Genomic DNA, 13,273 nt, shown 5'->3' on the forward strand with positions numbered 1-13,273 from the left:
TCACACCTCCCAATCGGTCTTGGCGATTGTCGACGCATCCCTTGCGGTGACAGGAGCGAAGGGGATGATCGTCGTTGGCTCGGGCAACTGCGTTCGGTCTGCTAGGAGGCCGCGGTTGTCGCGCACCGACCAGTTGACGAACGGGCCGAGGAACTCCTGCACGCTGCTCTGATCCAGACGCAGCATGAGCAGGGCGTCGATGAAGCCTTCGCCGCCGAAGCCAATATGTGAGCTGAAGGTCGCGGCGTTCGCCCACCAACCGAGGATGTGAACGTGCTTCGCTGATCCCATTCGGAGAATCTGCTGGAGGTCTTCCGAGGGCTTGTGGGCGAACATATCGGGCACGTCGAGCACCGTGGCACGGTCGAGGCCGAAGCCCAGGATGTACCGCGGCTCGGACTCCACCTCTCTCGAATCGAGATCGGCGACGACCTCCTGGAGGTACCCGGCCACCTCGGCCCGCGTGACTCGCCGAACCGGATAGCCGATTGACTCCATCATCGAGAGCCATTGCGCATGGTTGCTTCGTGCGAGGGTCTGATCGTCGAGCATGTCGAGGCTCACGAACTCTGCATCCCCCGCGGGGTGCTGTAGCGCCAGCGAGATCGCAGCCGACTGCAAGGTTCCAATCGCATTGTTGACCGGATCGTCGCCCGCCTCGATGCCGCCGGGCTCCCCTGCGCCGAGGACGGCGAGATGACGCCCTGGCTCTGCCGCAAGAGGGATGCCGAGCGGCTCGTCGGTCACCTCGATTGGGTATCCGAGCAGCGCGACCGCCGACCCGCCCGACTTCGAGGCGCGCGAGCGGATTCGTCGGAGCGAGTCAACGGCATCCCCGATACGGATCTGGCGGCTGCCGTCGAAGACCAACGGGCGCACAACCCTGTCCCGTGTCTCCAGCCACCAATCACGGCGGAGATTCGCCAGTTGATCGTCCTTCGCCACGGCAACGGTGATCTGCCGGTTCGAGTCGACGAGACCATAGTCGAGGTTGAGGATCGCCTCGCCTCTCGCCCGCAGCCGCGCCGCCGCGTCGTTCCCCTGCCCGAGGGTGGCGAACGACTCCTGAACAGCGTTCTTCAGCGCGAGTCTGATCGGGAACTGCGCGAAGATCCCGCCCTCTCGTGTCATCAGAGCGGAGATGCCCGAGATGGTCTGCGAAGCCAGGATGAGGTGAACGCCGTAGGAGCGCCCGCGCCGAGCGATACCTTCGAGCAGTTGCGCTGCTTCCTCGGCAGTCTTGTCGTTGGGGTCGAACATCATGTGGAACTCGTCGACCATCACCACGATCCGCGGCATCCGGGCATCAGGCACGGCAGCCCGATACCGCGCGATGTTGTCACCATAGGGGCGGAACAGCTTTGCCCGGCGGGAGAATTCCGCTTCTATGTGCTTCAGCACCGCCAGCCCGAACTCGCGGTCGCTCTCCAGCCCGAGGACGCGAGCGTGCGGCAGGAAGTCGGGTGATCCCGGCGTCGGTGCCATTGGGTATAGAGTCACGCCCTCCTTGTAGTCGAGGAGGTAGAACTCCAGTTCGTCCGGCGAGTACCGCTGGGCGAGGCTATGGACGATCACCTTCAGCAGGTTCGACTTTCCCTGGCCGACGGCGCCGGTGACAAGGATGTTATGGCGCTGATCCTTTTCGTCGCCGAGGGTGACCTCGGCGACGCTCGGACCGGCGACGCCCAGGGAGAAGCGCAGGCGCTCGGCACTGCTGTCGGTCCACTTCGACTCGAGCGGCTGAACGCGCTCGAACGGCACCGAGGGCGCGGAGACCGATGCAGCTCTCGCGGCAAGTCCGTCGACCTCACGAGCGAGCGCGGCGCGATCCTTGCTCGGGATCTTGAGCGCGAACTCGGGATGCCTCGTCCAGCGAAGCATCTTGTTCTGTTCACGGATGGTCGTTCCGAGCGAGTCCAACAGCCCGTCCCGCCACCAATCAGGCTTTCCCTCGCGGCCGGGCGCAAGCGCGAACACGAAGGCCACTCCCGCGGCGATTCCCGCCTGCGCGAGCGCAAGGATCTGGCGGTGGAGGGGTTCGTCGACACCAGCCGGATAGTCCGCGAGAACGACCAGCCTGAATCGCTCGACCGGGTGGCCGGCCTTGGCACGGAAGTCGATCAGCGAGGACGAGACCCCGCGCAGCGTCTCGTTGACTCGTTGCACGTCGGCGACCAGACCTCGTACCTCGCGTTCGAGGTCTGTTGCCGAGTTGAGCACGCGCAGCGAATCGTCCGAGATGTTGCGGAGCGTGCTGAACGGTGCCATCACCGATGAGAGGTTCGGGTCGTAGGCGATCACGTCGAGCTGCCCCGGTGCAGTACCGCTCAGTGCGCCCCACACGATGCTCTCGATGAGGTCGCCACGGCGCTCGACCGAGGCGTCGATCACCACGTTCCCGCGCCCGAGCAGGGGAAGCAGAAGCGGGGCACCGACCTCCGAGTTGACGCCGGATGCCGACCCATCGACAGAGAGCTGCCCGAGGGCGACGTACTCGGCCACATCGAGCGGCCCGCCATCACCGCGAAGCAGGACTTCAGCGATGTCGCGGGCGCGCAGGCTGTGCTCCGACACAGCTTGCGCGGCCTGGTTGCGGACGACGGCCTGTTGCTTGGTCAGCTCCGTCTGGGCGCGCTGGTAGGCGGCGCTGCGGACGGCCTCGGCAGACGAGTGGGCCGAGTCGAGCACCCCCAGCAGCCTCGCATGCGAGGCTCGAAGCTCCTGTGCGGCGGCGTCAAGCTTCGTCGTCATCAGCCTGGACAGCGACCGTCACCTGGGCGGGCCGGAGGAGTCGATCACCCAGCAGGTATCCCTTGCGAGCCACCGCCACGATGCTGTTCGCGGGGAACTGCTCGCTGGCGCGCACCGTGTCCACGATCTGATGCACCCGAGCATCGAAGTCGCCCGAGTCGTCGACCTCGACGAGATCCCGCCGGAAGAACACCTCCAGGAGCTCTTCGGCCACGGAGTCGATCAGGTCCGGCGAAGGCGGTTCGGTCTGCAATCTGTCCACGGCCAGCAGAGCTTCCTTGAACAATGACTCGAACTGCCGGTAGCGAAGCGCGTCGGAGACAGCGCGCGACTGCTCCTGCACGCTCTCGATGAGGGCGTTCTTGCCCTTGTCCTCGATCAGTCGCCGCTGGAACAGGTCGCGGAGTTGCCCGACCTCATCTCGCAGTCCACTGATCGCTTCGACAACTGCGGTGGCGTCCTGGTCTGTCATGGCGGCGCGTTCTACTGGAGCCCGGTCTGGCGGACGTAGGCGGGCGACTGCTTCCAGTTCCACTTCCATCCGGGAACCCGGTGCGAACGGACGAATAGGACGACCCACAGCACCGCCAGCGCGAGGCAAAGGATGCCCAGGACGACGAAGCCCTGGCCGATGCCGAAGAACACGAACATGGCGATGATCGTGACGATCTCGCCGAAGACGAGGCCACCCATGCCGCCGAACGACCAGAACTTCACCAGTTCAGCCCGCTCGACGTTCAGCCGGATCTCGTCCAGGTCGTTGACGAATCCGACGTCGGTGATCTTCAGCGAATCGATGATCGCCAGCTTCTCCTTGCTGTAGTTGAGCTGGTTCTCGGTCAGGATGCTCTGCGAGCCATCGTGATAGGTCGACCAGGTGCGGGTAATCATGTCCGACAGAGCGAGCCCGTAGAAGTACCGGATCGTCTCGTCGTCGGGCAGCTTCTCGTAAGCGGCCTTGAGGAGGTCGTGCGCCTTCTCGATGTTGCCGAGAGCCCCCTCGGAGAGGCCGACGAAGGCGGAGTAGTAGACGTTGCTCGGCTCAAGCTGGCTGGCCCGCGTGTACTCGGGCAGGGCCTTGTTCCACAGCTCGTTGTTCTTGTAGAGGTCACCGAGTTCCGCGTGGTACGAGGCGTCGTTCGGGTTCAGTCGGATCGCCTCGCTCAGCTCGAACTCCGCGTCGGCGTTGTTGCCGAGCAGCTCAGAACTGAGGCCGCGGATGTACCACGCCTCGGGGTTCTCGGTCTGTTGGGTCGTGGCCTCGCGCGCCGCGTAGTTGGCCTGCGAGCTGTTGCCCTGCACGAGGTAGTCACGGGCGATCTGCAACCAGTCACGTCCCTGCGTAGGGCCGGCCTGCGTGGGCTCAGGAGCTGCGACCTGCGCGGCGAGTTGCTGGTCGTAGTCGCGGCGCTTCGCCGGGTCGAGCAGGATCGACTCCGCCTCGGCGATGTTCTTGATCGTCTGCTCTGCGAGCTGGCGTGTTTCGAGCTTCGGGTGTCCGGTTCGTGGCGTCCACTCCCGCCGCTTCTCGGAAATCGCCTTCTGCACGTCTTCGGCGCTGGCGTTCTGAGCAACGCCAAGGATGTTGTAGTAGTTGTCAAGAGCCATGCGCTGGCTTCTCCTTGCTGGAATCGTCGGGCGTTACTGGACGGAGAGGGATGCGACCTTGGTTGTTGCGGCCTTGAGCTGCTCGTCCGTGAGATTGGCGAGGCGGTCGACCTCGAAGGTTCCGAGCGACTGGTTCGTCGTCAGGTCGGTGACCTCAACGAAGACCGTCTGGTCGATGTCGTAGGCATAGGCGATGCCGAGTGGCGCGCCCTTGGGGTACGGCGGCAGCGGGATCTCCTTGGAGCCGATCTCGACGACGTACTCCGGGTTGGTGTCATCGCCCTGCGTCACCTGCACGAGTACGGTCTTCTGGTTGTCCTGCACGGTCGATCCGGACGTGCTGAACTTCGCCGGGATCTTCGTGTTGCGCGGGATGATGACCTCGTTCACATCGCGGTTGGTCTCGCTGTCGAGGAAGATCACACCGAGCCCCTGCGAGGTCACATCCGAGATGACCGGAGCCTTGCCGTCGAAGATGGCGAGGTCCGCCCCCGCGGTGGTGGACTCCTCCATTGCCGCCTGGATAGCGGCTCCCATCGCCACGGCCTCATCCGGCCGAACGGAGCGATCCGCAGGCTTCCCCGCCAGACGCTCCACGAGTTCGCGCACCATCGGCATCCGAGTCGAGCCGCCGACGAGCAGGAGGTGGTCGATGCTCGCCCAGGTCACGCCAGCCTCGCTCAGCACGAACTCGGTCAAGTCCTTGGTGCGATTCAGGAGGTCCTTGGTGATGCGCTCGAACTCGGCCCGCTCGACGGGCACGCGATACTGACCGCCGCCTGCCGAGACGTGCACGGTCGTCGTAGCGACGGTGGTCAGGCTGCGCTTCGCCATCTCGGCCTTCTCGCGGAGCGAGGCGACCTGTCCCGAGTCATCGAGCAGGTCGCTCGGCCCGCCCTGCTCCTCGATCTTCTCGGCGATGTACTCGATCAGCTTGTTGTCGAAGTCGAATCCGCCGAGCATCCGGTCGCCGTCAGTGCCGAGCACGTCGAAACCATCGTCGGTGATCCGCATCAGCGTCACGTCGAACGTGCCACCGCCCAGGTCGTAGACGAGCACGAGGCCCTGCGCCGAGGTATCGACGCCGAACGAGAGCGCGGCAGCCGTGGGCTCGTTCAGCACCCGCAGCACGTTCAGTCCGGCGATGGCTCCCGCGTGTTTCGTTGCCGTGCGGCGCGCGTCGTCGAAGTACGCGGGAACCGTGATGACGGCATCCCGAACCGGCTCGCCGAGCGCGAGTTCGGCGTCCTCCTTCAGGCGCTTCAGGATGATCGCAGAGATCTCCTCGGCGGAGTAGCTGCTCCCACTCGTCGAGGTGAACCGCCAGTCAGGGTCACCCATCTGCCGCTTGACGAACTGCACCACGTCATCAGGAGCACTCGCCGCTGAGTGCTTCGCCATCGTTCCTACCAGCGGTTCGTCGGAGCTGCCGACTGCCTGGAACAGCACGACCGAGGGGGTGATGTCCTCCCCATCCCGGTTCGGCAGAACCTCGACCTCGCCCGAGTCGCGCAGAACGGCGACGGCAGAGTAGGTGGTCCCGAGGTCGATCCCGATTGCCCGAGCCATCGGTCAGGCCGTCGCCTGGTCGATCTTGCGGATGATCTTCTTGGCCATGCCCCAGCCGCCGCTGGCGACCATGCCCATGCGCGACTGCCAGTGGGACATCCACGCCTGGACGACCGTCTTGCCGTCAGCGGTCGTCTCGAAGTCGATGGAGATCGTCGCGCCGCTGCCGTTGGGGGTGCGACGACGGAAGTTGAGGTCGCCGGGGCCGTCGGTCTCCGCCCAGAACAGCTTTCCGAAGCTGTCGTCGACGAGCGCACGAAGGCGGGCCGGGCTCAGCGTGGTGACGGTCTCGTGCTGACGCTTGGCGGCGATCGTCTGCCAGATGCCGAGAGCAAAGAGGGCGACGATGATGAGAAGGAGGATGCCAATGATCTCCATGCGAACGACTCCTGGGTAGGCGGAACTAGGTCAGTGGGTTGACGCGATGGGTCCGCGTCGAGTCCCGAAGTTAGCGATTCCCGAGAGTCAGGAAGTTCATGTTGCGCTGACTAGATCGCTGTGGTATCCGCGTACCCCAAGCCATGACGCAGCAGTTCCCGAACCCGCGGCCACTCCGGAAGTTCGGGAGGGCGTCGCATGGAAGTCGCATACTTGGCGAAATCGGGAGCTGGGACGCCGCTCGAACGCAGCGCAATCGCACGAAGCAGGTTGACGTTCGCCCGAGCTAGCTCCGGGCCGGTCGATGTCCGCTGGTTCCGCCAGACCGACGCGGGGAGAGTCGCTGCCGTGTCCACGAGTTCGGCGAGTTCGCCGTCGAGGTGAAGCCCCAAGGACTCACGCAGCGCGAGGGGGCTCTCCAAGTGAAACCGGATCGGGATGTTGGCCGTGCTCAGCAGGTCGGAGAGCTTCGGGAGGTTCCCGGACAGCCAGTTGTGCGGGACGAGATAGCGGAAGCCGGCCTCAGCGAGGCGGAGGCGCACGACAGGAGCAACGTTCACGCCATGCACCGCAATGATGGGGATCGCCGTCGTCACGTCCTGGCCGAGTTCGGCGACGCGGGAGATCGCCCCGTACCGATCCGATCCGCGGCTCGATCTGATCCACACCAGAACGTAGTCCCACACCGTCACGATGGTGGGGTCGAGCCCCTCGATGGGCTCCGACCAACAGGCCGCACCCGCTTCGGTCAGCACGCCGCGCAGACCGGCTCGAATCACGGCGTCATCGGAGATGACTAGGACGCTAGCCCGCTCCCTGCTGGCATCGAGGATGCGGCGCTCGAACTGCGCGAGCTCTCCTAGATCAAAGGCGAATTTTGCGGGGGGGGGGGGGCAATAGTGGCGATGCGACGCAAGGCGGTGAGCCTGCGGCGGATCGTGGACTGCGTTCGCCCGGCGCGCGCGAGTCCAAGGACGTAGGCGAAGACGTGGCGACCGCTCAGCGGATCGTGCTGCAAGTCGAGTCCATGCGCTTCGCACCACTGAGTGAGGTCGGCGAGGTCGCCCAGGTAGGCGCGCCGGGAGGCGTCGGAGAGCCCGACGAGGCGCGCAGCCACGTCCTGTTCGATGGACATCTCGCCCCCCTACCTTCCCCCGGACGGGTGACATCCTGGATGTGCACCCGAAGCCTCCTGATAACGAATCATGCTATCGGGTGGCAGCGTTATGCCAGGAAACGTGGGGATCGAGCGGCCCCACACGGCAACTTCCGGAAACCCGCACGGCCTGGTACCCCTCGAACGGGTCACAATCGGGTATGGAGCGCGTGCCGAACACGAGTCGCGGCTCCAGCGGCAGATTCCGCTATGGGCCGATGGCCGTCGAGACGAGACAGTTCCGACGGCCAGTGCCACCTGTTGCCTTCGACTGCGTGAAGCTCCTGCTCATCCGTGAGGGTTCGACGGTGCTCACGACGGACGAAGGGACGACGCGAGCGAGCGAAGGTGACCTCGTGTTTCTGCGGACTGCGGTGCTCTGCAGCGGAACGCCCGAGGGCTCGGTCACCGTCTCGACGGTCTACCTCGACACGGACTACCTGTTCGAGTTGTGGTTCTGGCAGCTCGCGCCGGAGGGTCACGACAAGGAGGCCCTACGCGCTCACGCACTCGGCCCCGGTTTTCTGCCACCGCTCACCTATGTGAGACCTGCGGCCATGACCTCAGCACACCTCGCGGACGTGTTCGACACGCTCGCGCGCACCCTTGCCCGTGGGGCGACCGACTTCTACCGGGCGCAGGCGCTCGTCTCCGAGCTGCTGCATGTCATCGCGCCGCTGATTGGTGCCGCGCCGCCTCCCGCCCCGAGACCCTCTGCTTTCGCCGTCCCGACCCTGCCGCGTGAGCGAGAGTTCGTTCCATTGCGCAGCGAAGCCCTCGTCGTCCGACGTCTGCTGCACGACGACCCGGCGAGACACTGGTCGATTGAGGCTCTCGCTGATGAGGTGCACCTGTCAGCCCGACAGCTCACGCGAGTTTTCTCTGCCGCGTTCGGAAAGCCGCCGCTGGTCTACCTCACGATGCTCCGCGCGCAGGAGATGGCACGACTTCTCGCCAATACCGACCTCACCGTCCCCGCCTCCGCCGAGCGTGTGGGGTGGCGGAGCCGCAGCCGCGCCGCGGATGCTTTTCGGCAGGTGATCGGGGTCTCTCCCGACGAGTACCGTAGCGCCGCGCGCGACCGGGATCTGGACATCCCTGACCCGGATTGGGACGCAATCGAGCGCACCGCAAGCTGAGTCGCGCCCTTCGCGTGTTAGGCACGAGGTACAACGTCAGGCGCGCCTGCTCCTGACGGCGTTGCCCATCGGACCGCGACCGTCTCCCGGAAACCCTGGCGCACCTGATCGACAAGAGCCCCCGGCTCTCGACCAGGCGACAGGAGGTGTGCCGAGATGACGATGCCGGAATCGCCTCGCCACGAGCGCGAGCCCCTCGATGCCGCGGCGCTGCTCGCCTCCGTCGCAGGGGTCCTGCCCGGCGTCGCGGCACTCCGCTACGCCGAGGCAGGCGTGCCCGTCTTCCCCTGCGTCACCGAGGGCAAGCGACCGCTGACCAAGCGCGGATTCCACGAGGCCAGCACCGATCCTCGACAGATCACCCGCTGGTGGGCGTGCTGGCCGCGCGCCAACATCGGCGTGCCGACCGGCCGCGTCTCCGGGCTGGAGGTCGTGGATGTCGACGTGCACGGCGCGATCCGCGGCTTCGCGGCCTTCGAGCTGTCGCGCCGCGAAGGGCTGACGGATCGCTGGGCCGCATTCGTCCGCACGCCCTCCGGCGGAGTCCACGCCTACTACCCGGCCGATACCGAGCGCGCCCAGCCGTCCTGGCAGGCGGCGCGCGCGGGCATCGACTTCCGCGGCGCACGCGGCTACGTCATCGTGCCGCCCTCGATCATCCCCACCGACGCCGGGCCGTGCGCGTATGCCCTCATCGGCTCGGGGCGCGGTGACGCCGTGCCCGTCGACGCCCGCGCCCTGCGGCATTTCCTCGACCCGCGGCCCGCACGCCCGCTGGCCGCGGTCCCCGTCGAACGGGCCGATGGAATCGACGTCGAGCGCATCGCACGCTGGGTCGAGATGCGCGACGAGGGCGAGCGCAACCGTGGCCTGTTCTGGGCGTCGTGCCGACTCATCGAGGCGGGCATCCCGCCTGACCGGGTGCGCGCCACACTCGGGCCGGCCGCGGAGCGCGCAGGCTTGCCCGCACCGGAGATCGAGACGACGATCCGTTCGGCGCACCGCATTGCAACGGGAGCGCCCGCAGCGCCCACCGCCAGCCTGGTCACCGGCCCGGCATCTCGGCCTTCATCTGGACAGGTGCTCTCGTGATCCCCGGCGCCGTGCAGCGGCCTCACGGGCGACTCGCCGTGTGGACGGCCGTGGCCGGGACCGTGTTCATCGCTGCGGCAGCCTTCTGGCTGTCCTTCACCGCACTCGCCGACCTCGCGCGTCGCTCCGGCGTCGACGAGAGCCAGGCGTGGGCCTGGCCGCTCATCGTGGACGGCATCATCGTCGTCGCCACGGTCTCCGTCGTCGCGCTCGCCGGGCAGCGCGCCGCCTGGTATCCGTGGCTGCTGCTGATGGCCGGTGCCGCCGTCTCCGTCGCCGCGAATGCGATCCATGCGGTCGTCGCCGCCGACGCGGATACGCCCGCGGGTCTCGCCGGATCGGTCGCTGCCGTCCCGCCGCTCGTGCTGCTGGCGATCACGCACCTGACAGTCGTGCTCACTCGGCGGTTCCGTGCCGAGCCGTCGACGCACCCCGTCGAGGCGGTGACCGAGGTGGTCGGGTACGCCCCATCGGAACCGCCTGCGCACCTTCCTCCTAGAGAACTGGCTCTGCGGATGAAGGAGGACGGCATGACGAACACCGCCATCGCCCGCGCGACCGGCGTGCACCCCTCCACGGTCGGTCGCTGGCTGGCGACCCCCGCGCTCGCCGCCGCGGCAGGAGGATCACTGTGAACGAGGAGACCCCCGAGGCCGAGCGTGCACGCGAAGCCGCGGAGACGAGACGGGCCGCCGAGCAGCGCCCCGACGAGTCGGCCGAAGTGTCGGAGCTGGCACGCCACGGCGACCCATCCCGCGCAGCGCCCGCGTCATCCGCGACCACGCCACTCGAAGAACGGCTGCGCGCCGAACACGACCGCAGCCAAGTGGTGTGGGTGCGACCGACCGAACTGCTGCCCTCCGCGTCGGGTCGCATCATCGGGCGCGGCATCGACCTCCGTGCCGAGCTGGCGCGGCGCGCGGAAGAGCGTCGGCACACCTCGACGCAGGCGACGCCCGTGACCCGGCCGGGGGTTCGGGCACGCGCCCAGGGCCTCGCGCCGCTCTCGGCCTTCGGGCAGTCCCCCACGCACGAGCACTCCGTCAGCCGCGACCCGCTCCGCCGCCTGTGAGCACATCATGTCCGCCTTGGCCGCTCCCCCGTCGTTCCGCACCCCGGAGGGACTGCGCGCGCTCCTGGAGCGCCTGCACGGCGAGGGCGACAGCGCGTGGCGGCGCAACGTGGATGTCGCGGCGCTCATGGAATACACGGCGGGGCGGTACGCGAGCCTCGCGCGCAAGCATGGCCTCGACCCGTGGGAAGCCGCGAGCGCCGCGTTCGACGCGATGCGCACCCCCGCGGTGCGCACGGCCGAAGATCCGTGGGCGGTCATCACACGCGCCGTCCAGGTCACGCTGATCGCCGAGGAACGCGGCAACGGCCTGCTCTGCTCGACGCACCAGGCCCGCAGGCCGCAATACAGCTCCCTCCACGACCCGGAGCGGTTCAGCGACCGCGAGAATCAGCTCACCGACTACCACGAGGCGCTGCGGGTCGCGCCCCCAGATGCGTCCGAAGACGAGCCGGAGAGCGAATCCGTCGGGGTCGTGCGTGCGGTCGAGGATGCGATCAAGCTGCTGACGTTGCTCGACTGGCCGGAGCAGACCGCCCGCGCTGCCATCGAGCACATCTGCACGCGGCTCGGCGAAGCCCCCTCGCGCGCGAGCGCCGCCGAGTCGTTGCGCCGTGACCGGCACGCTCGCGCCGTGCTCGATCTGTCGTCGACGAGCTGGAACGCGCTGCTCCGCGCGATCCTCGGCAACCCCGATCCCGACCAAGCGCACACCGCGGTCGGCCGCGGCGTGCTGTTCCGCCTCCTGGTCGGCGAGCCGCTGCGCGCGTTGCTCACCGACGACGACCTCGTGCTGCTGCTCGGTCTGAACGCTCCGACGATGGCGGGAGCGGGGTGAACGCATGGCGGCGAACACCGGACACATCGAGCTGGAACGCACCATCGACTCCATCGTCGTCGGCAGCCGTCATCGCACGGAGCTGGGCGACATCGACGCGCTCGCAGCGTCCATCGAGCGCGACGGCCTGCTCCAGCCCCCGACCGTGACGCCGGAGGGCGTGCTGGTCTGCGGCGCTCGTCGCCTCGCCGCGCTGCGCCAGCTCGGGTACAAGAAGGTCAACGTCTTCGTCCGCTCGGGCATCAGCGACCGGCTCCAGCGGCTCATGGCGGAGCAGGCCGACAACGTACTGCACAAGCCGTTCACGCAGACCGAGGCCGCGGCGCTGTACCGCGAGCTGAAGGCGCTCATGGCCGAGGACGCCTCCCGTCGCAAGGCGGCGACGCAGTTCGGCGCAGGTGGGAAAGTCGCGGGAATGAGCGGTGGTGCCGTGACGGCACCACCGCTCATCGGCGCTCCCGGCAAGTCCCGTGCACAGGCCGCGCTCATGGTCACCGGGCGCAAGTCGTACACGAGCCTGGAGCAGATCAACGACCTCCAGCGGATCGCCAACGACCCCCGGCAGCCGGAGGACGTGCGCGACTTCGCGCGATCCGAACTCGACGCCATCGACCGCGGCGCGTCTATCACTACGGCGCACGCGCGCACGATCGCCATGCTGGCGATCCCGCAGGAGGAGCCCGAGCCGCCCGACGAGCTTGAGCTGCTGGCGCAGGAGGCCCTGGAGCGGGCGAAGCAGGGACGCAAGCGCGGCCCGGCACCGGCATCCGTATCGAGCGTCGCGCCGGTTCGGTATCCAGTGCGTGCGTTCACGCTCACCTGGAACGACCTCGATCAGTGGTGGTCGCACTACGACCCGGCTGAGGTCGGCACGTCGCTGTCCGACGACCAGTGGGAGCACTTCGAGGCGATCCTCGACTCCACCGTTCGCTTCTTCGACGCGGCCCGTGCCGCACGAGCTGCCCGCCAACGTCTCGCCAAGGAGAGTGCCTGATGCCCGAGACCCGCTTCCCCCGCCGCCTGATGATCGTCCTCATCGTCGCGGCAATCGTCCTCGCTGCGCTCGTCGGAGTCGGGCTCTACGGGCTGCTGCTAGCGCCCCGTTCCGACCCCTCGCCCGGCGAGAGCAACGCGGGAAGCCTTCCGAGCTCGTCCACGAGCGCCCCGTCGCCGGGATCGAGCACTCCGCCCGTCATCCGGGAGTCCGACGACCCAGAGGCGTTCGCGCGCGCCCTCGCCGCCGCGCTGTTCACCTGGGACACCGCAACTGAGTTCGGGCCGACCGACTACGCGCAGGTCGTCGTCGATGTGGGCGACCCGTCCGGCAATGAGACCGCCGGGCTCGCCTCCGACGTGCGCACCTACCTGCCCAAGGCAGACGCCTGGGCGCAGCTCCGCACCATGCAGACCCGCCAGTGGCTCGACATCAACGAGGTCTTCGTGCCCGACGAGTGGGCAACCGCGCTGGAGCAGGCGTCCGAGGGGCAGATCCTTCCCGGCACGGTCGCCTACACGATCACGGGCGTCCGGCAGCGCGAGGGCATCCACGGCACGGAGCCGGTGACCAGCTCGCACGATGTCGCGTTCACCGTGTTCATCACCTGTGAGCCGACTTTCGACACCTGCCGGGCGCTGCGTCTCTCCGAGCTGGACAACCCGCTGCGGTGATC

General features: G+C 67.6%; 14 protein-coding genes. 7 read left to right on the forward strand and 7 right to left on the reverse strand.

The features are described from left to right. From AB0O89_RS05660 to AB0O89_RS05690, 7 genes are all read right to left on the reverse strand, one after another. Complete coding sequence (locus tag AB0O89_RS05660; RefSeq protein WP_363494998.1) at nt 1-2,751, reverse strand: FtsK/SpoIIIE domain-containing protein; 2,751 nt, start codon at nt 2,749-2,751, stop codon at nt 1-3. Continuing rightward, nucleotides 2,735-3,223, reverse strand: a complete 489-nt coding sequence (gene grpE / locus AB0O89_RS05665; protein ID WP_363495000.1) for a nucleotide exchange factor GrpE — start codon at nt 3,221-3,223, stop codon at nt 2,735-2,737. The genes AB0O89_RS05660 and grpE overlap by 17 nt, the downstream gene beginning before the upstream one ends. Nucleotides 3,224-3,234: 11 nt before the next feature. Continuing rightward, nucleotides 3,235-4,359 (reverse strand): DnaJ domain-containing protein, encoded by a 1,125-nt coding sequence (locus tag AB0O89_RS05670; protein WP_363495002.1) that lies wholly within the window; start codon nt 4,357-4,359, stop codon nt 3,235-3,237. 33 nt (nt 4,360-4,392) lie between these two features. Then, nucleotides 4,393-5,928, reverse strand: a complete 1,536-nt coding sequence (locus AB0O89_RS05675; RefSeq protein WP_363495004.1) for an Hsp70 family protein — start codon at nt 5,926-5,928, stop codon at nt 4,393-4,395. Between the two features lie 3 nt (nt 5,929-5,931). Continuing rightward, nucleotides 5,932-6,306 (reverse strand): hypothetical protein, encoded by a 375-nt coding sequence (locus tag AB0O89_RS05680; protein WP_363495006.1) that lies wholly within the window; start codon nt 6,304-6,306, stop codon nt 5,932-5,934. Between the two features lie 110 nt (nt 6,307-6,416). Continuing rightward, on the reverse strand, nt 6,417-7,085 hold the full coding sequence (locus AB0O89_RS05685; RefSeq protein ID WP_363495008.1) for a hypothetical protein: 669 nt from the start codon (nt 7,083-7,085) through the stop codon (nt 6,417-6,419). An 80-nt stretch (nt 7,086-7,165) separates the two neighbouring features. Further along, nucleotides 7,166-7,441 (reverse strand): site-specific integrase, encoded by a 276-nt coding sequence (locus AB0O89_RS05690; RefSeq protein WP_363495010.1) that lies wholly within the window; start codon nt 7,439-7,441, stop codon nt 7,166-7,168. A gap of 296 nt (nt 7,442-7,737) precedes the next feature. Here AB0O89_RS05690 and AB0O89_RS05695 point away from each other — a divergent pair, with 296 nt between their 5' ends. The 7 genes from AB0O89_RS05695 (at nt 7,738) to AB0O89_RS05725 (ending at nt 13,271) form a co-directional block, all read left to right on the forward strand. Beyond that, nucleotides 7,738-8,601, forward strand: coding sequence for a helix-turn-helix transcriptional regulator (locus AB0O89_RS05695; protein WP_363495012.1), 864 nt, complete (start codon nt 7,738-7,740; stop codon nt 8,599-8,601). A 156-nt stretch (nt 8,602-8,757) separates the two neighbouring features. Next, the gene (locus AB0O89_RS05700) at nt 8,758-9,693 is read left to right on the forward strand and encodes a bifunctional DNA primase/polymerase (protein WP_363495014.1); all 936 of its coding nucleotides are present in this window, start codon (nt 8,758-8,760) and stop codon (nt 9,691-9,693) included. Next, nucleotides 9,690-10,328 carry a DUF2637 domain-containing protein gene (locus tag AB0O89_RS05705; protein WP_363495016.1) on the forward strand — a complete coding sequence of 213 codons (639 nt, stop codon included), beginning with the start codon at nt 9,690-9,692 and terminating at the stop codon, nt 10,326-10,328. The genes AB0O89_RS05700 and AB0O89_RS05705 overlap by 4 nt, the downstream gene beginning before the upstream one ends. Beyond that, complete coding sequence (locus AB0O89_RS05710; protein ID WP_363495018.1) at nt 10,325-10,765, forward strand: hypothetical protein; 441 nt, start codon at nt 10,325-10,327, stop codon at nt 10,763-10,765. Before AB0O89_RS05705 ends, AB0O89_RS05710 begins: the two co-directional genes overlap by 4 nt. Nucleotides 10,766-10,781: 16 nt before the next feature. After that, nucleotides 10,782-11,603 (forward strand): hypothetical protein, encoded by an 822-nt coding sequence (locus tag AB0O89_RS05715; protein ID WP_363495020.1) that lies wholly within the window; start codon nt 10,782-10,784, stop codon nt 11,601-11,603. Between the two features lie 4 nt (nt 11,604-11,607). Continuing rightward, entirely contained in the window at nt 11,608-12,597 is a 990-nt protein-coding gene (locus AB0O89_RS05720; protein ID WP_363495022.1) for a ParB N-terminal domain-containing protein, read from the forward strand. Then, entirely contained in the window at nt 12,597-13,271 is a 675-nt protein-coding gene (locus AB0O89_RS05725; protein WP_363495024.1) for a hypothetical protein, read from the forward strand. The genes AB0O89_RS05720 and AB0O89_RS05725 overlap by 1 nt, the downstream gene beginning before the upstream one ends. Nucleotides 13,272-13,273: the final 2 nt, after the last annotated feature.

Origin of the sequence: Microbacterium sp. NPDC076895 (genome assembly GCF_040687115.1) — a bacterium.
Classification (GTDB): Bacteria; Actinomycetota; Actinomycetes; order Actinomycetales; family Microbacteriaceae; genus Microbacterium.